This window comes from Streptomyces sp. NPDC090021 (assembly GCF_044748225.1).
Lineage (GTDB): Bacteria > Actinomycetota > Actinomycetes > Streptomycetales > Streptomycetaceae > Streptomyces.
On the sequence record NZ_JBIVFO010000011.1, the window covers coordinates 65,766 to 86,562 of the forward strand.

19 protein-coding genes are annotated in these 20,797 nt (G+C 70.1%); 5 read left to right on the forward strand and 14 right to left on the reverse strand.

All coding sequences use genetic code 11. The features are described from left to right. Positions 1-50: 50 nt before the first annotated feature. The 3 genes from fahA (at position 51) to ACIPXC_RS10920 (ending at position 2,743) form a co-directional block, all read left to right on the forward strand. Entirely contained in the window at positions 51-1,274 is a 1,224-nt protein-coding gene (fahA, locus tag ACIPXC_RS10910; protein WP_401615669.1) for a fumarylacetoacetase, read from the forward strand. A gap of 149 nt (positions 1,275-1,423) precedes the next feature. Beyond that, on the forward strand, positions 1,424-2,035 hold the full coding sequence (locus ACIPXC_RS10915) for a hypothetical protein (RefSeq protein WP_401615671.1): 612 nt from the start codon (positions 1,424-1,426) through the stop codon (positions 2,033-2,035). 108 nt (positions 2,036-2,143) lie between these two features. Next, positions 2,144-2,743 carry a Uma2 family endonuclease gene (locus ACIPXC_RS10920; protein ID WP_389069328.1) on the forward strand — a complete coding sequence of 200 codons (600 nt, stop codon included), beginning with the start codon at positions 2,144-2,146 and terminating at the stop codon, positions 2,741-2,743. Between the two features lie 77 nt (positions 2,744-2,820). Here the strand turns inward: ACIPXC_RS10920 and nuoN are convergent, their stop codons facing one another. The 14 genes from nuoN to ACIPXC_RS10990 are packed head-to-tail and all read right to left on the reverse strand — an operon-like array spanning position 2,821 to position 18,673. After that, a complete protein-coding gene (nuoN, locus tag ACIPXC_RS10925) occupies positions 2,821-4,467 on the reverse strand; it encodes an NADH-quinone oxidoreductase subunit NuoN (protein ID WP_401615886.1) in 1,647 nt (548 codons plus the stop codon). 5 nt (positions 4,468-4,472) lie between these two features. Further along, positions 4,473-6,065: an NADH-quinone oxidoreductase subunit M gene (locus tag ACIPXC_RS10930; RefSeq protein ID WP_401615673.1), complete on the reverse strand. Its 1,593-nt coding sequence runs from the start codon at positions 6,063-6,065 to the stop codon at positions 4,473-4,475. A gap of 1 nt (position 6,066) precedes the next feature. Further along, a complete protein-coding gene (nuoL, locus tag ACIPXC_RS10935) occupies positions 6,067-7,962 on the reverse strand; it encodes an NADH-quinone oxidoreductase subunit L (RefSeq protein ID WP_401615675.1) in 1,896 nt (631 codons plus the stop codon). 9 nt (positions 7,963-7,971) lie between these two features. Further along, a complete protein-coding gene (gene nuoK, locus ACIPXC_RS10940) occupies positions 7,972-8,271 on the reverse strand; it encodes an NADH-quinone oxidoreductase subunit NuoK (protein WP_030958925.1) in 300 nt (99 codons plus the stop codon). Beyond that, the gene (locus ACIPXC_RS10945) at positions 8,268-9,074 is read right to left on the reverse strand and encodes an NADH-quinone oxidoreductase subunit J (protein ID WP_401615677.1); all 807 of its coding nucleotides are present in this window, start codon (positions 9,072-9,074) and stop codon (positions 8,268-8,270) included. The genes nuoK and ACIPXC_RS10945 overlap by 4 nt, the downstream gene beginning before the upstream one ends. Next, on the reverse strand, positions 9,071-9,673 hold the full coding sequence (gene nuoI / locus ACIPXC_RS10950) for an NADH-quinone oxidoreductase subunit NuoI (RefSeq protein WP_401615679.1): 603 nt from the start codon (positions 9,671-9,673) through the stop codon (positions 9,071-9,073). Before nuoI ends, ACIPXC_RS10945 begins: the two co-directional genes overlap by 4 nt. 3 nt (positions 9,674-9,676) lie before the next feature. Next, positions 9,677-11,029: an NADH-quinone oxidoreductase subunit NuoH gene (gene nuoH / locus ACIPXC_RS10955; protein ID WP_401615681.1), complete on the reverse strand. Its 1,353-nt coding sequence runs from the start codon at positions 11,027-11,029 to the stop codon at positions 9,677-9,679. Continuing rightward, a complete protein-coding gene (locus ACIPXC_RS10960; RefSeq protein WP_401615683.1) occupies positions 11,026-13,530 on the reverse strand; it encodes an NADH-quinone oxidoreductase subunit G in 2,505 nt (834 codons plus the stop codon). Before ACIPXC_RS10960 ends, nuoH begins: the two co-directional genes overlap by 4 nt. Further along, on the reverse strand, positions 13,527-14,903 hold the full coding sequence (gene nuoF / locus ACIPXC_RS10965; RefSeq protein ID WP_401615685.1) for an NADH-quinone oxidoreductase subunit NuoF: 1,377 nt from the start codon (positions 14,901-14,903) through the stop codon (positions 13,527-13,529). Before nuoF ends, ACIPXC_RS10960 begins: the two co-directional genes overlap by 4 nt. After that, positions 14,903-15,658 (reverse strand): NADH-quinone oxidoreductase subunit NuoE, encoded by a 756-nt coding sequence (gene nuoE, locus ACIPXC_RS10970; RefSeq protein WP_401615687.1) that lies wholly within the window; start codon positions 15,656-15,658, stop codon positions 14,903-14,905. The genes nuoF and nuoE overlap by 1 nt, the downstream gene beginning before the upstream one ends. After that, positions 15,655-16,998 carry an NADH-quinone oxidoreductase subunit D gene (locus tag ACIPXC_RS10975; protein WP_401615689.1) on the reverse strand — a complete coding sequence of 448 codons (1,344 nt, stop codon included), beginning with the start codon at positions 16,996-16,998 and terminating at the stop codon, positions 15,655-15,657. The genes nuoE and ACIPXC_RS10975 overlap by 4 nt, the downstream gene beginning before the upstream one ends. Next, the gene (locus ACIPXC_RS10980) at positions 16,998-17,747 is read right to left on the reverse strand and encodes an NADH-quinone oxidoreductase subunit C (RefSeq protein WP_401615690.1); all 750 of its coding nucleotides are present in this window, start codon (positions 17,745-17,747) and stop codon (positions 16,998-17,000) included. Before ACIPXC_RS10980 ends, ACIPXC_RS10975 begins: the two co-directional genes overlap by 1 nt. Then, positions 17,744-18,298, reverse strand: coding sequence for an NADH-quinone oxidoreductase subunit B family protein (locus tag ACIPXC_RS10985; protein ID WP_030028258.1), 555 nt, complete (start codon positions 18,296-18,298; stop codon positions 17,744-17,746). The genes ACIPXC_RS10980 and ACIPXC_RS10985 overlap by 4 nt, the downstream gene beginning before the upstream one ends. 15 nt (positions 18,299-18,313) lie before the next feature. Then, positions 18,314-18,673, reverse strand: coding sequence for an NADH-quinone oxidoreductase subunit A (locus ACIPXC_RS10990; protein ID WP_401615692.1), 360 nt, complete (start codon positions 18,671-18,673; stop codon positions 18,314-18,316). Positions 18,674-19,473: 800 nt separating this feature from the next. Here ACIPXC_RS10990 and ACIPXC_RS10995 point away from each other — a divergent pair. Beyond that, entirely contained in the window at positions 19,474-20,313 is an 840-nt protein-coding gene (locus ACIPXC_RS10995) for a C40 family peptidase (protein ID WP_401615694.1), read from the forward strand. Between the two features lie 183 nt (positions 20,314-20,496). Beyond that, on the forward strand, positions 20,497-20,769 hold the full coding sequence (locus ACIPXC_RS11000) for a hypothetical protein (protein ID WP_401615696.1): 273 nt from the start codon (positions 20,497-20,499) through the stop codon (positions 20,767-20,769). The last annotated feature ends 28 nt before the right edge of the window (positions 20,770-20,797 follow it).

Consider the following 20,797-nt stretch of genomic DNA (forward strand, 5'->3'; position numbering starts at 1 on the left):
ACCAGCCCCCGGGACACCCCCGGACCGCGTCGAAAGCGAGGCAGTACCCCATGCCCCAGCAGAGCCCCCTCGATGTCCCCGAGGGCGACCCGTTCGGGCCGCACAACCTCCCCTACGGCGTCTTCTCGAACGCCGGCGAGGAACGCCGCCGGATCGGCGTACGCATCGGCGGGCACGTGCTGGACGCCGGGGCGGCCGCAGTCGCGCTCGGCTCCCCGTACGCCGGGCTGCTCGGCCGGTCCTCCCTCAACCCGCTGCTGGCCGCCGGGCGCACCACCTGGCGCGACGTGCGCCGTGCGCTGACCGCCTGGGTCACCGACCCCGGCCACCGCCCCACGGTCGAGCCGCACCTGCTGCCGCTGGACGAGGTCACCCTGCACCTGCCGTACGAGGTCGCCGACTACGTCGACTTCTACGCGAGCGAGCACCACGCCACCAACGTGGGCAGGATGTTCCGCCCGGACGGTGACGCGCTGACGCCCAACTGGAAGCACCTGCCCATCGGTTACCACGGCCGCTCCGGCACCGTCGTGGTCTCCGGCACCGATGTCGTACGCCCCTGCGGGCAGCGCAAGGCGCCCACCGACCCGGCGCCCGTCTTCGGCCCCTCCGTCAAGCTCGACATCGAGGCCGAGGTCGGCTTCGTCGTCGGCGCCCCGTCCGAGCTGGGCCGCCCGGTGCCGCTGGGCGCGTTCGAGGACCACGTCTTCGGGCTGTTCCTGCTCAACGACTGGTCGGCGCGGGACATCCAGGCCTGGGAGTACGTGCCGCTCGGCCCCTTCCTCGGCAAGTCCTTCGCGACCTCCGTCTCGGCCTGGGTCACCCCCCTGGAGGCCCTGGACGCCGCCCGCGTCACCCCGCCCGCCCGGGACTTCCCGCTCCTGCCCTACCTGGACGACTCCGTCGTCGACCGCCCCGGCGGCTTCGACCTGCACATCACGGTGTCCATCAACGGCCAGGAGGTGGCGCAGCCGCCGTTCTCGACGATGTACTGGACGGCCGCCCAGCAGCTCGCGCACATGACCGTCAACGGCGCCTCCCTGCGCACCGGCGACGTCTTCGGCTCGGGCACCGTCAGCGGCCCCGAGGTCGGCCAGCGCGGCTCGCTGCTGGAGCTCACCTGGAACGGCCGCGACGCCATCGAGCTCTCCGACGGCAAGCGCACCTTCCTGGAGGACGGGGACACCGTCACCCTCACCGCCTGGGCCCCGGGCCCGGACGGCACGCGCGTCGGCCTCGGCGAGGTCACCGGCCGCATCACGGGCGCCGCGTAGCGGCCCTCGGCACCCCCCGCGCCTCCGGACGGGCCCGACCCCCGTTCGGAGGCGCGCCGCGTGCGGCGCGCCCGGCGCGCCGGGATGGTGGACGGACGACCGGAAGCGGGAACCCGTGCCCGGTACCCCCACCGCGAGGAGCCGCCGCCATGACCGTACGCAGCCCGAGGACCCTCGTCACCTGCGCGGCCGCCGTGACGCTCGGCCTGACCGCCGTGGCCCCGGCCCACGGGGTCGAGGGTCCGGCGCCCGACCCGCGCAACGCGAAGGCCATGCGGGACCTGGCGACGGCGATGGCGGCGACCGCCAAGTACGCGGACGAGCGGCAGGCCCTCAAGGACGGGTACGTCCCGATGGGCGAGGAGTGCATGACGAACCCGTTCGGGGCGGGCGCCATGAACTACCACTACGTCAAGCAGGCCAACTGGGGTTCGAAGGACCCGGCGAGGCCCACCGCGCTCCTCTACAGCCGGGAGAAGGACAAGAACGGCCGGCGCCGGCTGGAGACGGTGGAGTGGATGTCCACCGACCGGGACCAGGACCTGAAGACCGCCGACGACCGGCCGAGCATGTTCGGGCTGCCCTTCGACGGGCCCATGCCGGGCCACTGGGCAGGCATGCCCAAGCACTACGACCTGCACCTGTGGGCGTACAAGGAGAACCCGGCGGGCCGCTTCCACAACTGGAACACGGCGCTGACCTGCCCGAAGAAGGCCCCCACCCCGGGCAAGCCGGCCACCTCCCACGCCCACGGCCACTAGCCGCGGCCACGGGTCCGGTCAAGTGCTCCGCGCATATGACTCACTCATGAGGGCGATGTTCGGCGGATCCCCGGCGATACGCTGGTGGCACTCGCGAGACTCCGGCTCATGGGAGCACTGATGAACCCGGAACACAGCTGGCCGATCCCACCGCCGGGCGGCTGGACTGCGGACGACCTGGACACGCTTCCGAATCTGCCTCCGCACACGGAGCTGATCGACGGGAGCCTGGTCTTCGTGAGTCCGCAGACTCGATTTCACATGCGTGCGGTCAACTTCCTCACCCGACACCTCACGGATCAGCAGCCGGCGGGCTTGGAGGTCTTCCGCGAGTTCACCATCGACATCGACCGTCACAACCGTCCCGAACCCGATCTCATCGTCGTCGACGAGAGCGCCGTGGGCGATCTGGACCAGACCCGGCTGCCGGTGGAATCCGTTCACCTGGCCGTCGAAGTGGTCTCGCCCGAATCCGTCGGCCGCGACCGTGGCGTCAAGCCGGTCAAGTACGCAGAAGCAGGCATCGTCCACTTCTGGCGGGTGGAGAACAAGGACGGCCGGGCCGTGATCTACGTGTACGAACTGGACCCGTCGACCCGGAGCTACGGGACTGCGGGGATCTTCCACGACCGCCTCAAGGTCTCGTCCCCCTTCGACATCGACCTCGACCTGACATCCATCACCCGCACACCGCGCACCGCCGAGTAGCCCCGCACACGGCCGTGGGCCCGGCCCCCTTCCTCGGGGGGCCGGGCCCACGGCCGTGCGGTGGAGCGGTGGAGCGGTCAGCGGACGAAGGTGCTCGCCTGGCCCGCCAGGTCCAGGAAGTACTGCGGCGCCAGGCCCAGGACCAGGGTGACCGCGACGCCCACCGCGATGGTGGTCATCGTCAGCGGCGAGGGCACGGCCACGGTCGGACCGTCGGCCTTCGGCTCGCTGAAGAACATCAGGACGATCACCCGGATGTAGAAGAACGCGGCGATCGCGGAGGAGAGGACGCCGATCACGACCAGCGCCCCGGCGCCGCCCTCGGCAGCGGCCGAGAACACCGCGAACTTGCCCGTGAAGCCCGACGTCAGCGGAATGCCCGCGAAGGCCAGCAGGAACACCGCGAACACGGCCGCGGCCAGCGGTGAACGCCGCCCCAGGCCCGCCCACTTGGACAGGTGCGTCGCCTCCCCGCCCGCGTCGCGCACCAGCGTGACCACCGCGAACGCGCCGATCGTCACGAAGGAGTAGGCGGCCAGGTAGAAGAGGACGGACTGCACGCCCTCAGCCGACGTCGCGATCACACCGGCCAGAATGAAACCGGCATGCGCGACGGAGGAGTACGCCAGGAGCCGCTTGACGTCCGTCTGGGTCACGGCGATCACCGCACCCGCCAGCATCGTGACGATGGCCACGGCCCACATCACCGGGCGCCAGTCCCAGCGCAGCCCCGGCAGGACCACGTACAGCAGCCGCAGCAGGGCGCCGAAGGCGGCCACCTTGGTCGCCGCCGCCATGAAGCCGGTGACCGGGGTCGGGGCGCCCTGGTAGACGTCCGGGGTCCACATGTGGAACGGCACCGCACCGACCTTGAACAGCAGGCCAGTCAGGACCAGCGCACCGCCCATGAGCAGCAGCACGTCGTTGCCCATGGTGCCGGCCAGCGCCGGGTCGATCTTCGCGATCGTGCCGTCCACCACGTCGGCGATCACCGCGTAGGACATGGAGCCCGCGTAACCGTAGAGCAGGGCGATGCCGAAGAGGAGGAAGGCGGAGGAGAAGGCGCCCAGCAGGAAGTACTTCACCGCGGCCTCCTGCGACATCAGCCGCTGGCGGCGGGCGACGGCGCAGAGCAGGTAGAGCGGGAGGGAGAAGACCTCCAGGGCGACAAACAGGGTCAGCAGGTCGTTGGCCGCCGGGAAGATCAGCATGCCGGCGATCGCGAACAGGGCCAGCGGGAACACCTCGGTGGTGGTGAACCCGGCCTTGACGGCGGCCTTCTCACTGTCGCTGCCCGGTACCGACGCCGCCTGGGCGGCGAAGGAGTCCACCCGGTTGCCGTGCGCGGCCGGGTCCAGGCGCCGCTCGGCGAGGGTGAAGACCGCGACGACCGAGGCCAGCAGGATGGTGCCCTGCAGGAAGAGCGCGGGGCCGTCCACGGCGATGGCGCCCATCGCGGCGACCTGTGCCTTGGCCGAGCCGTACCCGCCCGCGGCCAGGCCGACCACCGCGGCGAAGGCCGAGGCCAGCGCGGCCAACGCCAGGAACACCTGTACGTAGTAGCGGGACCTGCGGGGCACGAAGGCCTCCACGAGGATCCCGACGACCGCCGCGCCCACCACGATCAGGATGGGAGCGAGCTGCGCGTACTCGATGGTCGGCGCCGGGATCCGGTCGGCCGGTGTGTCGGCCGCCAGTGTCCACAGGCTGTGGGCGGACGTCAGTGTGCTCACTTCGCCTCCTCCCCGTTCTTGGCTTCGACGGCGACCTCGGGCTTCGGGTCCGTCTGCTGCACGTCCGACATGGTGTGTTCCACCGCCGGGTTGACGATGTCGGTCAGGACCTTCGGGTAGACGCCCAGCCCGATCAGCAGCGCGATCAGCGGGGCGACCACGAGCATCTCGCGCGGGCGCAGGTCCGGCATGGTGCGGACCTCCTCCTTCACGGGGCCGGTCATCGTGCGCTGGTAGAGGACGAGCGTGTAGAGCGCGGCCAGCACGATGCCGATCGTGGCGATGATCCCGATGACCGGGTAGCGGGCGAACGTGCCCACCAGGACCAGGAATTCACTGACGAAGGGTGCGAGGCCGGGCAGCGAGAGGGTGGCGAGGCCGCCGATGAGGAAGGTCCCGGCGAGGACCGGGGCCACCTTCTGGACGCCGCCGTAGTCGGCGATGAGCCGCGAGCCGCGCCGCGAGATCAGGAAGCCGGCCACCAGCATCAGCGCCGCCGTCGACAGGCCGTGGTTGACCATGTAGAGGGTGGCGCCGGACTGGCCCTGGGAGGTCATCGCGAAGATGCCCAGGACGATGAAGCCGAAGTGCGAGATGGAGGCGTAGGCCACCAGCCGCTTGATGTCCCGCTGGCCCACGGCCACGAGGGCCCCGTAGACGATGGAGATCAGGGCGAGTACGAGGATCACCGGCGTGGCCCACTTGCTGGCGTCGGGGAAGAGCCCGAGGCAGAAGCGGAGCATCGCGAAGGTGCCGACCTTGTCGACGACCGCGGTGATCAGTACGGCGACCGGGGCGGTGGACTCGCCCATCGCGTTCGGCAGCCAGGTGTGCAGCGGCCACAGCGGGGCCTTCACCGCGAAGGCGAAGAAGAAGCCGAGGAACAGCAGCCGCTCGGTGTTGGTCGCCATGTCGAGGGTGCCCGCGGCCCGGGCGGCGGTGATCTCCTGGAGCGAGAAGTTCCCGGCGACCACGTACAGGCCGATGACGGCGGCCAGCATGATCAGACCGCCGACCAGGTTGTAGAGGAGGAACTTGACCGCCGCGTAGCTGCGCTGCGCGGCCGCGTTCTCGTCACTGCCCGAGTGCGCCCGGTCCCCGAAGCCGCCGATGAGGAAGTACATCGGGATGAGCATGGCTTCGAAGAAGATGTAGAAGAGGAAGACGTCGGTGGCCTCGAAGGAGATGATCACCATCGCCTCGACCATGAGGATCAGGGCGAAGAAGCCCTGGGTCGGACGCCAGCGCTTGGAGCTCGTCTCCAGCGGGTCGGCGTCGTGCCAGCCGGCCGCGATCACGAAGGGGATCAGGAGCGCGGTGAGTCCGATGAGGACCACGCCGATCCCGTCCACGCCCAGCTCGTAGCGGACGCCGAAGGCGGCGATCCAGGGCCGGGATTCGGTGAGCTGGTAGCGGTCGCCACCGGGTTCGAAGCGGATGGCGATGAGCACGGCCAGGGCCAGTGTCGCCAGTGAGAAGAGCAGCGCGAGCCACTTGGCGGCGGTCCGGCGGGCGGCCGGGACGGCCGCCGTGAGGATCGCGCCGACCGCGGGCACCGCGGCCGTGACCGTCAGAAGCGGGAAGTTCATGTCACACCGCCCTCATCAGCAGGGTCGCGGCGACGAGGATCGCCGTCCCCCCGAACATCGAGACCGCGTAGCTGCGGGCGTAGCCGTTCTGCAGCTTGCGCAGCCGGCCCGAGAGGCCGCCGACCGAGGCGGCGGTCCCGTTGACCACGCCGTCGACCAGGCTGTGGTCGACGTACACGAGGGAGCGGGTCAGGTGCTCCCCGCCGCGCACCAGCACGACGTGGTTGAAGTCGTCCTGGTAGAGGTCGCGGCGGGCCGCCCGGGTGAGGAAGGAGCCGCGCGGGGCGAGGACCGGTACGGGCCTGCGCCCGTACATCCCCCAGGCGATGCCGACGCCGACGAGGAGCATCACCATGGTGGCCGCGGTGACCGTCATGGCACTGACCGGCGGGTTGCCGTGCTCGTAGCCGGTGACGGGCTCCAGCCAGGTCAGGAAGCGCTCGCCGATCTCGAAGAAGGCGCCGGCGAAGACCGAGCCGAGGGCGAGGATGACCATCGGGATCGTCATGGACTTGGGGGACTCGTGCGGGTGCGGCTCGTGGCCCTCCGCATCCGGCTGCCAGCGCTTCTCACCGAAGAAGGTGAGGAGCATGACGCGGGTCATGTAGAAGGCGGTGATGCCGGCGCCCAGCAGGGTGACCCCGCCGAGGATCCAGCCCTCGGTGCCGCCCTTCGCGAACGCCGCCTCGATGATCATGTCCTTGGAGAAGAAGCCGGACAGGCCCGGGAAGCCGATGATCGCCAGGTAGCCGAGGCCGAAGGTGACGAAGGTGACCGGCATGTACTTCCTCAAGGCCCCGTACTTGCGCATGTCGACCTCGTCGTTCATCCCGTGCATCACGGAACCCGCACCGAGGAAGAGACCGGCCTTGAAGAAGCCGTGCGTCACCAGGTGCATGATCGCGAAGACGTAGCCGATCGGGCCGAGGCCCGCGGCGAGGATCATGTAGCCGATCTGCGACATCGTCGAGCCCGCCAGGGCCTTCTTGATGTCGTCCTTCGCGCAACCGACGATCGCACCGAAGAGCAGCGTGACCGCGCCCACGACGACCACGACCAGCTGGGCGTCGGGCGCCGCGTTGAAGACGGCGCCGGAACGGACGATCAGGTAGACGCCGGCGGTCACCATCGTCGCCGCGTGGATCAGGGCCGAGACCGGGGTCGGGCCCTCCATCGCGTCCCCGAGCCAGGACTGCAGCGGCACCTGCGCGGACTTGCCGCAGGCCGCCAGCAGCAGCATCAGGCCGATGGCGGTGAGCATGCCCTCGGAGGCCTCACCCACCGCGCCGAACACCGGCTCGAAGGCGAAGGTCCCGAACGTGGTGAACATCAGCATGATCGCGATCGACAGGCCCATGTCGCCGACGCGGTTGACCAGGAAGGCCTTCTTGGCCGCCGTGGCGGCGCTGGGCTTGTGCTGCCAGAAGCCGATCAGCAGGTACGAGGCGAGGCCCACGCCCTCCCAGCCGAAGTACAGCAGCAGGTAGTTGTCGGCGAGGACCAGCAGCAGCATGGCCGCGACGAACAGGTTGAGGTAGCCGAAGAAACGGCGGCGGCGCTCGTCGTGCTCCATGTACCCGATCGAGTACACGTGGATGAGCGTGCCGACGCCGGAGATCAGCAGGACGAAGGTCATGGACAGCTGGTCCAGCTGGAAGGCCATGTCCGCCTGGAAGCCCTCGACGGGGATCCAGGTGTACAGGTTCTGCGTCAGCGTCCGGTCGTCGGCGCTGCGCCCCAGCATGTCGGCGAACAGTACGACGCCGATGCCGAACGAGACGGCCGCGAGCAGCGTCCCGATCCAGTGGCCGGTCCTGTCCAGGCGGCGGCCGCCGCAGAGCAGCACCACCGCTCCGAGCAGGGGCGCCGCGATCAGCAGCGCAATCAGGTTCTCCACAGCGACCCCTTACAGCTTCATCAGGCTGGCGTCGTCGACCGAGGCCGAGTGGCGGGTACGGAACAGCGACACGATGATCGCCAGGCCGACCACGACCTCCGCGGCGGCGACGACCATGGTGAAGAAGGCGATGATCTGGCCGTCGAGGTTGCCGTGCATCCGGGAGAACGCGACGAAGGCGAGGTTGCAGGCGTTGAGCATCAGCTCGATGCACATGAACAGCACGATCGCGTTCTTGCGGATGAGCACACCGACGGCGCCGATGGTGAACAGCAGGGCCGCCAGGTACAGGTAGTTGACCGGATTCACTGCGAGGCCTCCTCACGGCCGAGGCGCTCCGCGGAACGCTGTTCCAGCGCCTTGAGGTCGTCGAGCGCCTCGCCGGAGACGTCGCGGATCTGGCCCCGGGCGCGCAGCGTCCTGCTGACCGTCAGCTCGGACGGGGTTCCGTCCGGCAGCAGACCGGGAACGTCCACCGCGTTGTGCCGGGCGTAGACGCCGGGTGCGGGCAGCGGCGGGAGCTGCACGCCCTCGCGCACGCGGCGCTCGGCCAGCTCGCGCTGGGTCGCGGCCCGTTCGGTGCGCTCCCGGTGGGTGAGCACCATCGCGCCGACGGCCGCGGTGATCAGCAGCGCGCCGGTGACCTCGAAGGCGAAGACGTACCGGGTGAAGATCAGCTGCGCCAGGCCCTCGACGTTGCCGCCGGAGTTGATCCGGCCGAGCCCGTTGAAGTGGTTCAGCCCGGCGTGGCCGATGCCGGCGAACAGCAGGATGCCGAAGCCGAGCCCGCACAACAGGGCCATCCAGCGCTGCCCCTTGATGGTCTCCTTCAGGGAGTCCGCGGCGGTGACGCCGACGAGCATGACCACGAAGAGGAAGAGCATCATGATCGCGCCGGTGTAGACGATGATCTGGACGACGCCCAGGAAGTACGCCCCGTTGGCGAGGTAGAAGACGGCCAGGATGATCATCGTCCCGGCGAGGCTGAGTGCGCTGTGCACGGCCTTCTTCATCAGGATCGTGGCCAGCGCGCCGATGACGGCGACCGTTCCGAGGATCCAGAACTGCACGGCCTCACCGGTGGAGGTGACGGTCGCGGCCATGGCGCTCATGCCCCCACCTCCGCGCTGTTCCCGCCGTCGGAGCCGGCCGGCTGCTCGCCCTTGGAGACCGCCACCTGCCGGACGGTGCCCGGGGCGGCGCCCGTCACCAGCCCGCGGTAGTAGTCCTGCTCGTCGGTGCCGGGGAAGATCGAGTGCGGGGCCTCGACCATGCCCTCGCTCAGGCCCGCGAGCAGCTGCTCCTTGGTGTAGATGAGCGACTCGCGGCTGGCGTCGGCCAGTTCGAACTCGTTCGTCATCGTCAGCGCGCGCGTCGGGCAGGCCTCCACGCACAGCCCGCACAGGATGCAGCGGGCGTAGTTGATCTGGTAGACCCGGCCGTAGCGCTCACCCGGGGAGTAGCGCTCCTCCTCGGTGTTGTCCGCGCCCTCCACGTAGATGGCGTCGGCGGGACAGGCCCAGGCGCACAGCTCGCACCCGATGCACTTCTCCAGACCGTCGGGGTGCCGGTTGAGCTGGTGCCGTCCGTGGAAGCGCGGAGCGGTCGTCTTCTGCTGCTCCGGGTACTGCTCGGTGAGGCGCTTCTTGAACATGGCCTTGAAGGTCACGCCGAAGCCGGCCACCGGGTTCTGCCACTTCTCGTCAGACATCTCTCAAGCCTCCTCTCGGTCCTTGTCGGTGTTCGCCGCGCCACTGGCGATCAGCTCCCGCTCGCTGCGGGGCCGCCGGCGCGGTACGGGTGCCAGGTGCTGGCCGGGCTTGGGCGGTACGGGGAAGCCGCCCGCCAGCGGATCGAAGGGCGCGGTGTCCTTGGCGGCGTCCGCGGCCGCCGCCTTCTCGCGCTTGTCGCGGAAGACGTCGGCGACGAAGGAGAGCAGCAGGATCGCCACGACGGCACCGCCGACGTAGAGGGCGATGTCCGCGATCTCGTACGACTCGTTGCGCAGGGCCCGGACGGTGGCGACCATCATCAGCCAGACCAGGGAGACCGGGATCAGGACCTTCCAGCCGAGCTTCATCAGCTGGTCGTAGCGCACGCGCGGCAGCGTGCCGCGCAGCCAGATGAAGAAGAAGAGGAGCAGCTGGACCTTGAGGACGAACCAGAGCAGCGGCCACCAGCCGTGGTTGGCGCCCTCCCAGAAGGTGCTGATCGGGTACGGGGCCCGCCAGCCGCCGAGGAAGAGGGTGACCGAGACCGCCGAGACGGTGACCATGTTGACGTACTCGGCGAGCATGAACAGCGCGAACTTGATGGACGAGTACTCGGTGTTGAAGCCGCCGACGAGGTCGCCCTCGGACTCCGGCATGTCGAAGGGGGCGCGGTTCGTCTCGCCGACCATCGTGACGACGTAGATGATGAAGGACACCGGCAGCAGCACGATGAACCAGCGGTCCTGCTGGGCCTCCACGATCGCCGAGGTCGACATCGACCCGGAGTAGAGGAAGACCGAGGCGAAGGCCGCGCCCATCGCGATCTCGTAGGAGATCATCTGCGCGCAGGAGCGCAGACCGCCCAGGAGCGGGTACGTGGAGCCGGAGGACCAGCCCGCCAGCACGATGCCGTAGATGCCGACCGAGGCCACCGCGAGGATGTAGAGCATCGCGATGGGCAGGTCGGTCAGCTGCATCGAGGTGCGCTGGCCGAAGATGGAGACCTCGTTGCCCGCCGGTCCGAAGGGGATCACCGCGATGGCCATGAAGGCCGGGATCGCCGCGATGATCGGGGCCAGGACGTACACCACCTTGTCGGCCCGCTTGACGACGATGTCTTCCTTGAGCATCAGCTTCACGCCGTCGGCGAGCGACTGGAGCATGCCCCAGGGGCCGTGCCGGTTGGGGCCGATGCGCAGCTGCATCCAGGCGACGACCTTGCGCTCCCACACGATGGAGAACAGCACCGTCACCATCAGGAAGGCGAAGCAGAACACCGCCTTGATAACGACGAGCCACCAGACGTCCCGTCCGAAGAGGGACAGGTCCTCGGCAGCGAGTTGAACGGTGTTCACGCGCCCACCTCCGCAGTGGTGTCGCCTGCACCGGCCGGGGTCGCCGGGCCGATGCGTACGAGGGTGCCCGGGCGGGCTCCGGCGTCGGCGAGGACGCCGGAGCCGGTGGAGTTCAGCGGGAGCCAGACGACGCGGTCGGGCATCTCGGTGATCCGCAGCGGGAGTTCCACGGTGCCGGCGGGGCCGGTGACCGCGAGGACGTCGCCGTCCTTGACGCCCGTCTCGGCGGCCGTGGCGGCCGACAGCCGGGCGCTCGCCTCGTGGCGGGTGCCGGCCAGGGCCTCGTCGCCGTCCTGGAGCCGGCCCTGGTCGAGGAGGAGCCGGTGGCCCGCGAGGACCGCCTCACCGGCGCCCGGGCGGGGCAGCGGCACCGGGTCGGTGGACTGCTCGGCGGCGAGCCCGCCCTCCCAGGGGCCGAGCCGCTCCAGTTCCCGGCGTACGGCGTGCACGTCGGGCAGGGCGATCGGCCGGTCGGCGGCGTCGGCCAGCATGTGCAGCACGCGGGCGTCGGCCGGGGCGAGCCGGCGGGTCATCTGGTCGGGCTTGAGCGCGGCCTCGAACGGCCTGACCCGGCCCTCCCAGTTGATGAACGCGCCCGCCTTCTCGGCGACCGCGGCGACCGGCAGGACCACGTCCGCGTGGTCGGTGACCTCGGAGGGCCGCAGCTCCAGGGAGACCACGAAGGCCTCCTGCAGGGCGGTCCGCGCGCGGGCCGGGTCCGGCAGGTCGGTGACCTCTACGCCGGCGACCAGCAGGGCGGACAGTTCCCGGGTGGCCGCGGCCTCGACGATCTGGCCGGTGTCGCGGCCGTAGCGGTGCGGGAGTTCGTCCAGGCCCCAGGCGGTGGCGACCTCGTCGCGGGCCCGCGGGTCGGTGGCCGGACGGCCGCCCGGCAGCAGGGACGGCAGGGCGCCGGCCTCGACGGCCGCCCGTTCCCCGGCCCGGCGCGGGATCCACACCAGCTTCGCCCCGGTCGCGGCGGCCGCCCGGACGGCGGCGGTCAGCGCGCCGGGCACGCCGGCGAGGCGTTCCCCGACGACGATGACGGCGCCCGGCGCGCGCAGCGCCTCGGCGGCTTCGGCGCCGCCCGATTCCAGGCCGCTCCGTGAGGACAGCGCGTCCAGCCAGTCGGGCTCGGTGCCGGGGGCGGCCGCGAGCAGGGTGCCTCCGGCCTTGTGCAGTCCGCGGGTGGCGAAGGGTGCGAGGGCGAAGGTCCGCTGCTTGGACCTGCGGTGGGCCTTGCGCAGCCGCAGGAAGACGCCGGGGGCCTCCTCCTCGGCCTCGATGCCGGCGAGCAGCACCGCGGGCGCCGCCTCCAGCGAGGTGTGGGTGACGCCGTCGCCGTCGAGGTCCTTGCCGGTACCGGCGACGGTGGCGGCCAGGAAGTCGGCCTCCTCCGCGCTGTGCACGCGGGCCCGGAAGTCGATGTCGTTGGTGTCGAGCACGACCCGGGCGAACTTGGCGTACGCGTAGGCGTCCTCGACGGTGAGCCGCCCTCCGGTGAGCACCCCGGCCCGGCCGCGCGCGGCGGCGAGCCCGTTCGCCGCGGCCTCCAGGGCCTCGGGCCAGCTCGCCGGCTCCAGGACTCCGGCGGCGCTCCGCACCAGGGGGGTGGTCAGCCGGTCCGGGCGCTGCGCGTAGCGGAAGGCGAAGCGGCCCTTGTCGCAGACCCACTCCTCGTTGACCTCGGGGTCCTCCGCGGCGAGGCGCCGCAGCACCTTGCCGCGGCGGTGGTCGGTACGGGTCGCGCAGCCGCCCGCGCAGTGCTCGCACACGCTCGGGGAGGAGACGAGGTCGAAGGGGCGGGAGCGGAACCGGTACGCGGCGGAGGTGAGGGCGCCGACCGGGCAGATCTGGATGGTGTTGCCGGAGAAGTACGACTCGAAGGGGTCGCCCTCGCCGGTGCCGACCTGCTGGAGCGCACCGCGTTCCAGCAGCTCGATCATCGGGTCGCCGGCGATCTCGTTGGAGAAGCGGGTGCAGCGGGCGCACAGCACGCACCGCTCCCGGTCCAGCAGGACCTGGGTGGAGATCGGGACGGGCTTCTCGTAGGTCCGTTTGCGGCCCTCGAAGCGGGATTCGGCGTTGCCGTGGGACATCGCCTGGTTCTGCAGCGGGCATTCGCCGCCCTTGTCGCAGACGGGGCAGTCCAGCGGGTGGTTGATGAGCAGCAGCTCCATCACCCCGCGCTGGGCCTTGTCGGCGACCTCGGAGGTCAGCTGGGTCTTGACGACCATGCCGTCGGTGCAGGTGATGGTGCAGGAGGCCATCGGCTTGCGCTGGCCCTCGACCTCGACGATGCACTGGCGGCAGGCGCCGGCCGGGGGCAGGAGGGGGTGGTCGCAGAACCGGGGGATCTCGATGCCGAGCTGTTCGGCGGCGCGGATGACGAGGGTGCCCTTGGGCACCGAGAGCTCGACCCCGTCGATGGTCAGCGAGACCAGGTCCTCCGGCGGGACGGCCGATCCTCCCCCGGAGGCGGCCGTAGTGGTGACGGTCATGCGTTCACCTCCGTGTCGGCCCAGAGGGTCGACTTCCTGGGGTCGAAGGGGCAGCCCTTGCCCGTGATGTGCTGCTCGTACTCCTCGCGGAAGTACTTGAGCGAGGAGAAGATCGGGCTGGCCGCGCCGTCGCCGAGCGCGCAGAAGGACTTGCCGTTGATGTTGTCGGCGATGTCGTTCAGCTTGTCGAGGTCGGACATGACGCCCTTGCCGGCCTCGATGTCGCGCAGCAGTTGGACCAGCCAGTAGGTGCCCTCGCGGCAGGGCGTGCACTTGCCGCATGACTCGTGGGCGTAGAACTCGGTCCACCGGGTGACGGCCCGCACCACGCAGGTGGTCTCGTCGAAGCACTGGAGGGCCTTGGTGCCGAGCATCGAGCCGGCGGCGCCCACGCCCTCGTAGTCCAGGGGGACGTCGAGGTGCTCGTCGGTGAACATCGGGGTGGAGGAGCCGCCGGGGGTCCAGAACTTCAGCCGGTGTCCGGGTCGCATCCCGCCGCTCATGTCGAGGAGCTGGCGCAGGGTGATGCCGAGCGGGGCCTCGTACTGGCCGGGGCCGGCGACGTGCCCGGAGAGGGAGTAGAGGGTGAAGCCGGGGGACTTCTCGGTCCCCATCGACTTGAACCAGTCCTTGCCCCGGTTCAGGATCGCGGGAACCGAGGCGATGGACTCCACGTTGTTCACGACAGTGGGGCAGGCGTAGAGCCCCTCGACCGCGGGGAAGGGGGGCCGCAGCCGGGGCTGGCCGCGCCGTCCTTCGAGGGAGTCGAGCAGCGCCGTCTCCTCCCCGCAGATGTACGCGCCCGCGCCCGCGTGCACGGTGATGTCGAGGTTGCGTCCGGTGCCGTCGATGTCCTTGCCGAGGTAACCGGCCGCGTACGCCTCGCGCACGGCCTCGTGCAGGCGTCGCAGGACGGGCACCGTCTCGCCGCGCAGGTAGATGAAGGCGTGCTCGGAGCGGATCGCGTAGCAGGCGATGATCATTCCCTCGATGAGGGAGTGCGGGTTGGCGAAGAGCAGGGGGATGTCCTTGCAGGTTCCCGGCTCCGACTCGTCGGCGTTCACGACGAGGTAGTGCGGCTTGCCGTCGCCCTGCGGGATGAACTGCCACTTCATTCCGGTGGGGAAGCCGGCGCCGCCGCGTCCGCGCAGACCGGAGTCCTTCACGTAGGCGATGAGGTCGTCCGGGGTCATCGCGAGCGCCTTGCGCAGGCCCTCGTAGCCCTCGTGGCGCCGGTAGGTCTCCAGCGTCCACGATGCGGGTTCGTCCCAGAAGGCCGACAGGACGGGGGCCAGGAGCTTCTCCGGGCTGGTCCCTCCCCCGGCCTCCGGCTGGGAGGTGCCCCCCTGACTTTCCTTGGATGACACGGACATCACTCCCCTCCCTCGGTGGTGCTCTCGCCGCGCGGGTGGACGATCGGGGTGTGCGGGGGCTCACCCCGGGCGATGCGCAGGCCGATCAGGGAGGCCGGTCCGGCGCCGCCGGTGGCCTCGACCGCGCCGGCCCGCTCGTCCGGGAATCCGGCGAGGATCCGGGCGGTCTCCTTGTAGGTGCACAGCGGCGCGCCCCGGGTCGGCGAGACCTCTCGGCCGGCCAGCAGGTCGTCGACCATGGCCTTGGCGGACTCGGGGGTCTGGTTGTCGAAGAACTCCCAGTTCACCATCACCACGGGGGCGTAGTCGCAGGCCGCGTTGCACTCGATGTGTTCGAGGGTGACCTTGCCGTCGGGGGTGGTCTCGTTGTTGCCGACCCCGAGGTGCTCCTTGAGCTCCTCGAAGATGGCGTCGCCGCCCATGACCGCGCACAGGGTGTTGGTGCAGACGCCGACCTGGTAGTCGCCCGAGGGCCTGCGCCGGTACATCGTGTAGAAGGTGGCGACGGCGGTGACCTCGGCCGTGGTCAGGCCGAGCGTCTCGGCGCAGAAGCGGATGCCGGTCCTGGAGACGTGGCCCTCCTGCGACTGGCACAGGTGCAGCAGCGGGAGCAGTGCCGAGCGGCTGTCGGGGTAGCGGGCGACGACCTCCTTCGCGTCCGCTGCGAGGCGCGCGCGTACCTCCGCCGGGAAGTCGGGGGCGGGCAGCTGGGGCATGCCCAGCTGGACCCCTCGGTTCTGAGGACTGGTGGTCATCGGTCGACGCCTCCCATCACGGGGTCGATGGAGGCGACGGCGACGATGACGTCGGCGACCTGGCCGCCCTCGCACATCGCGGCCATGGCCTGCAGGTTGGTGAAGGACGGATCGCGGAAGTGGACCCGGTAGGGGCGGGTTCCGCCGTCGGAGACGACGTGGACGCCGAGCTCGCCCTTGGGCGACTCGACCGCCGCGTAGGCCTGCCCGGCCGGCACCCGGAAGCCCTCGGTCACCAGCTTGAAGTGGTGGATGAGGGCCTCCATGGAGGTGCCCATGATGTTCCTGATGTGGTCGAGGGAGTTGCCGAGGCCGTCGGGGCCCATGGCCAGCTGCGCCGGCCAGGCGATCTTCTTGTCGGCGACCATGACCGGGCCGGGCTCCAGCCGCTCCAGGCACTGCTCGACGATCCGCAGGGACTGGCGCATCTCCTCCAGCCGGATCAGGAACCGCCCGTAGGAGTCGCAGGTCTCGGTGGTCGGTACGTCGAACTCGTAGTCCTCGTAGCCGCAGTACGGGTCCGACTTGCGCAGGTCGTGCGGCAGGCCGGCGGAGCGCAGGATCGGGCCGGTGGCGCCGAGCGCCATGCAGCCGGCGAGGTCGAGGTGGCCGACGTCCTGCATGCGGGCCTTGAAGATGGGGTTGCCGGTGGCGAGCTTGTCGTATTCCGGCAGGTTCTTCTTCATGGTCTTCACGAACTCGCGCAGCTGGTCGACGGCGCCCGGGGGGAGGTCCTGCGCGAGGCCGCCGGGGCGGATGAACGCGTGGTTCATGCGCAGTCCGGTGATCAGCTCGAAGATGTCGAGGATCAGCTCGCGGTCGCGGAAGCCGTAGATCATGATCGTGGTCGCGCCCAGCTCCATGCCGCCGGTGGCGATGCACACCAGGTGGGAGGAGAGCCGGTTCAGCTCCATCAGCAGGACGCGGATGACGGTGGCGCGGTCGGGGATCTGGTCGGTGATGCCGAGCAGCTTCTCCACGCCGAGGCAGTACGCCGTCTCGTTGAAGAACGGCGTCAGGTAGTCCATGCGCGTGACGAAGGTGGTGCCCTGCGTCCAGTTGCGGAATTCGAGGTTCTTCTCGATTCCGGTGTGGAGGTAGCCGATGCCGCAGCGGGCCTCGGTGACGGTCTCGCCGTCGATCTCCAGGATCAGCCGGAGCACACCGTGGGTGGACGGGTGCTGCGGGCCCATGTTGACGACGATCCGCTCGTCGTCGGCCCTGGCCGCCGACTGGACGATCTCGTCCCAGTCGCCGCCGGTGACGGTGTAGACGGTGCCCTCGGTGGTCTCGCGGGCGGAGGAGTGGTTGCCTGCTTCTTCATTCGTGATGGGGGACATCAGCTGTACGACCTCCGCTGGTCGGGAGCCGGGATCTGGGCGCCCTTGTACTCGACGGGGATGCCGCCGAGCGGGTAGTCCTTGCGCTGCGGGAAGCCCTGCCAGTCGTCCGGCATCATGATCCGGGTGAGGGCCGGGTGCCCGTCGAAGACCAGGCCGAAGAAGTCGTACGCCTCGCGCTCGTGCCAGTCGTTGGTCGGGTAGACGGAGACGAGCGAGGGGACGTGCGGGTCGGCGTCCGGGACGGACACCTCCAGGCGCAGGATCCGGCCGTGGGTCAGCGAGCGCAGGTGGTAGACGGCGTGCAGTTCGCGGCCCTTGTCCCCGGGGAAGTGGACCCCGCAGACTCCGGTGCAGAGCTCGAAGCGCAGGGCGGGGTCGTCGCGCAGGGTGCGCGCGACCCGTACGAGGTGCTCGCGGGCGATGTGGAAGGTGAGCTCGCCCCGGTCGACCACCGTCTTCTCGATGGCGTTCTCGGGGACGAGGTCCTGTTCCTCCAGGGCGCCTTCGAGTTCGTCGGCCACCTCGTCGAAGTACGAACCGTACGGGCGGGCGCTCGCGCCGGGCAGGGCCACGGTGCGGACGAGTCCGCCGTATCCGCTGGTGTCGCCGCCCTTCTCGGCGCCGAACATGCCCTTGCGGACGCCGATGACCTCGGGGCCCTGGGCGCGCGGCGCGGGAAGGCCGTTGCCGTCCGCGCCGTCCGCGCCGGTTTCGTTGCCGTGGTCCGGCTCTTGGGTCTCGCTCACCGGAGCAGCCCCTTCATCTCAATGGTGGGGAGGGCCTTGAGGGCAGCCGCCTCCGCCTCGCGGGCCGCTTCCTCCCGGTTCACTCCGAGCTTTCCGCCCTGGATCTTCTGGTGGAGCTTGAGGATGGCGTCCATCAGCATCTCGGGGCGGGGCGGGCAGCCGGGGAGGTAGATGTCCACCGGGACGATGTGGTCGACGCCCTGGACGATCGCGTAGTTGTTGAACATTCCGCCTGAAGATGCACAAACCCCCATGGAGATGACCCATTTGGGAGCGGGCATCTGGTCGTACACCTGGCGCAGCACCGGCGCCATCTTCTGGCTGACCCGTCCGGCCACGATCATCAGGTCGGCCTGGCGCGGGGAGCCTCGGAAGACCTCCATGCCGAAGCGGGCCAGGTCGTACCGGCCCGCTCCGGTCGTCATCATCTCGATGGCGCAGCAGGCGAGGCCGAAGGTCGCCGGGAAGACGGACGACTTGCGCACCCACCCCGCGGCCTGTTCGACGGTGGTCAGCAGAAAGCCGCTCGGCAGCTTCTCTTCCAGTCCCATGGGAAATTCAGCCCCTCAGTCCCATTCCAGGCCGCCGCGGCGCCAGACGTAGGCGTAGGCGACGAAGACGGTGAGCACGAAGAGCAGCATCTCGACGAGCCCGAAGATCCCCAGGGCGTCGAAGGTGACGGCCCAGGGGTAGAGGAAGACAACCTCGATGTCGAAGACGATGAAGAGCATCGCCGTCAGGTAGTACTTGATGGGGAAGCGGCCGCCGCCGGCCGGCGTCGGTGTCGGCTCGATGCCGCACTCGTAGGCGTCGAGCTTCGCCCGGTTGTACCGTTTTGGACCGATCAGCGTGGCCATGACCACGGAGAAGATCGCAAACCCTGCGCCGAGGGCGCCGAGCACGAGGATGGGCGCGTACGCATTCACGCTCCTCGCTCCTTCCAGTCGTCCTTGACCGTTGGACCGCCGCCGGCCGGAGCCCCTCCCGGTGGGAGCGGGGGACGTGCCCCGCCTCGCGAAGATCGTGCACATGTGAGGCAGTTCACAAGCCGGACTGGTGCGCATCTTATGCCTGCTCCTCTGTGATCTGCGACACGGGTAACAACACCGTGTTTGTGATCTCCACCACCTGACGAACGATCATGAAGTCCGATGAGTGGTGATCTTCATACGCGAAGCATCCGCATGATCACCAAAGGTGACATTCGAGCCCGTTCTCGCAGGTGAGCGGCGCATCGCCCTATCAAACGATGGTGGCTGCAGGCAAATTGGCCTGGAAGCGACGCTGATGGTAAGGGGATCCGTGTCGCCCGGTCGGGGGGTCCGCGCGTACGGAGGTGGACACGGGGCACACGAGGGTGCGGCGGGGCACCGAGTGCGTGCATCCGTTCACGAACTTCCCGGCGGCGCGAGAGCGCCCGCTTCACAGGAAGGTCACGGACCGGCCACAGCGTCCGCATGGCGTGATCCTCCTGTGACCTGCGCCACTCTGAATCAGACCTTCCGAAAGCGGGCTTGGCCATCTGTGCGGGGGGATGGTAGTCCGCGGATCAATTCGGACTTAATTCTGAAACCCCATGATCACAGCCTTGTGAAGGCGTGTCCGTTTCGCCCGTTACGGCGTCAATAAGAAGCGTGACGCGCCCGGTTCGCGCCCTTCGCGCGCAACTGTGGCGCACCCCACGTTTCTTGAAGGGACCCCTGACGCCCTGATAGCGGTTGTTCTCATGTCCCACACCGCTCACATACCCAGCCACCGGAAGCCCCGCCGCAGCGCCTCGAAGCTCGCGGTCCGCGCCGGAGTTGCCGGTGGCGTCCTCAGCACCCTGGCCATGGCCGGCACCGCGAGCGCGTCCCCGTCCGAGCCCGTGGCCGAGACGACGCTCGAAATGCCGGTCCTGAACCTGGACCTGGCCGCCGAGGTCGCCTCCGCAGTCACCACGGCCGCCGAGAACACCCGTCTGGCCGCCGTCGAAGGCGAACTGACCGCCCAGGAGGAGAGCGCCCGCACCGGCGCCGCCGCCGAGGCGAAGCAGGCCAAGGAGACGGCCCAGAAGGCCGCGGAGAAGAAGGCGAAGGAGGAGGCGGACCGCAAGGCCGAGGCCGAGCGCGCCACCCGCGACTCCGAGCGCACCTCGCTCAAGAGCACCTCCACCACCTCCACCACCGCCAAGGCCCCCCAGGGCACCGGCACCGTGACGGCCCCGGCCACCGGCTCCGCCGCCGCCATCGTCAACTTCGCCCGCGCGCAGGTCGGCAAGGCCTACGTGATGGGTGGCACCGGCCCGTCCTCCTTCGACTGCTCCGGCCTCGTCCAGGCCGCCTACCGCCAGGCCGGCATCTCCCTGCCGCGCATGTCCCAGGCGCAGTCCTCGGCCGGCAGGTCCGTCTCCCTGAACGCCCTTCAGCCGGGCGACATCCTCTACTGGGGCTCCAAGGGCAGCGCGTACCACGTCGCCGTCTACGTCGGCGGCGGCAAGTTCGTCGGCGCGCAGAACCCCAGCACGGGCATCGTCGAGCGCAGCCTGAGCTACGACAAGCCGACGGGCGCCGTCCGCGTCCTCTGAGACCGCTCCCGAGTCCCGCTCGGCCACCGGCAGCAGAACACGGCCGGAGGGCCGGTACTCCCCCGCTCGGGGGTGGAGTACCGGCCCTCCGGCCGTTGTCGTGGGCGCCGGTACGCGGCGTTCCGGTCCCTGCGAAGATGGCGGGGCAGGCCCCGAGCGTCAGACCCTGGAGGTGGTGGTCCCGTGGGCACACAGCCGTACGAGCACCACGAGGCCGGCGACCCCACCGCGGTCCGGGCCGCCCTCGGCCTCGGGCTCCTAGCCGTCGGGGGCTTGCTGCTGAACACCACCCGCCCCTGGCAGAAACCGGGCCACGCCCTGCTCCTCGCGACCGGCTGGACCGTCTCGGGCACCCTGCTGGTGTGCGGCCTGGTCCTGCTGGCCCGGTGCGTGCGCGGCGTGCACGGCGGCCCCGACCCGGAAGACCGGGGTACCGGGGACCGCCGTCCCTCGTGAGCACCCTCCACCGGCCTCAGGCCTTCGG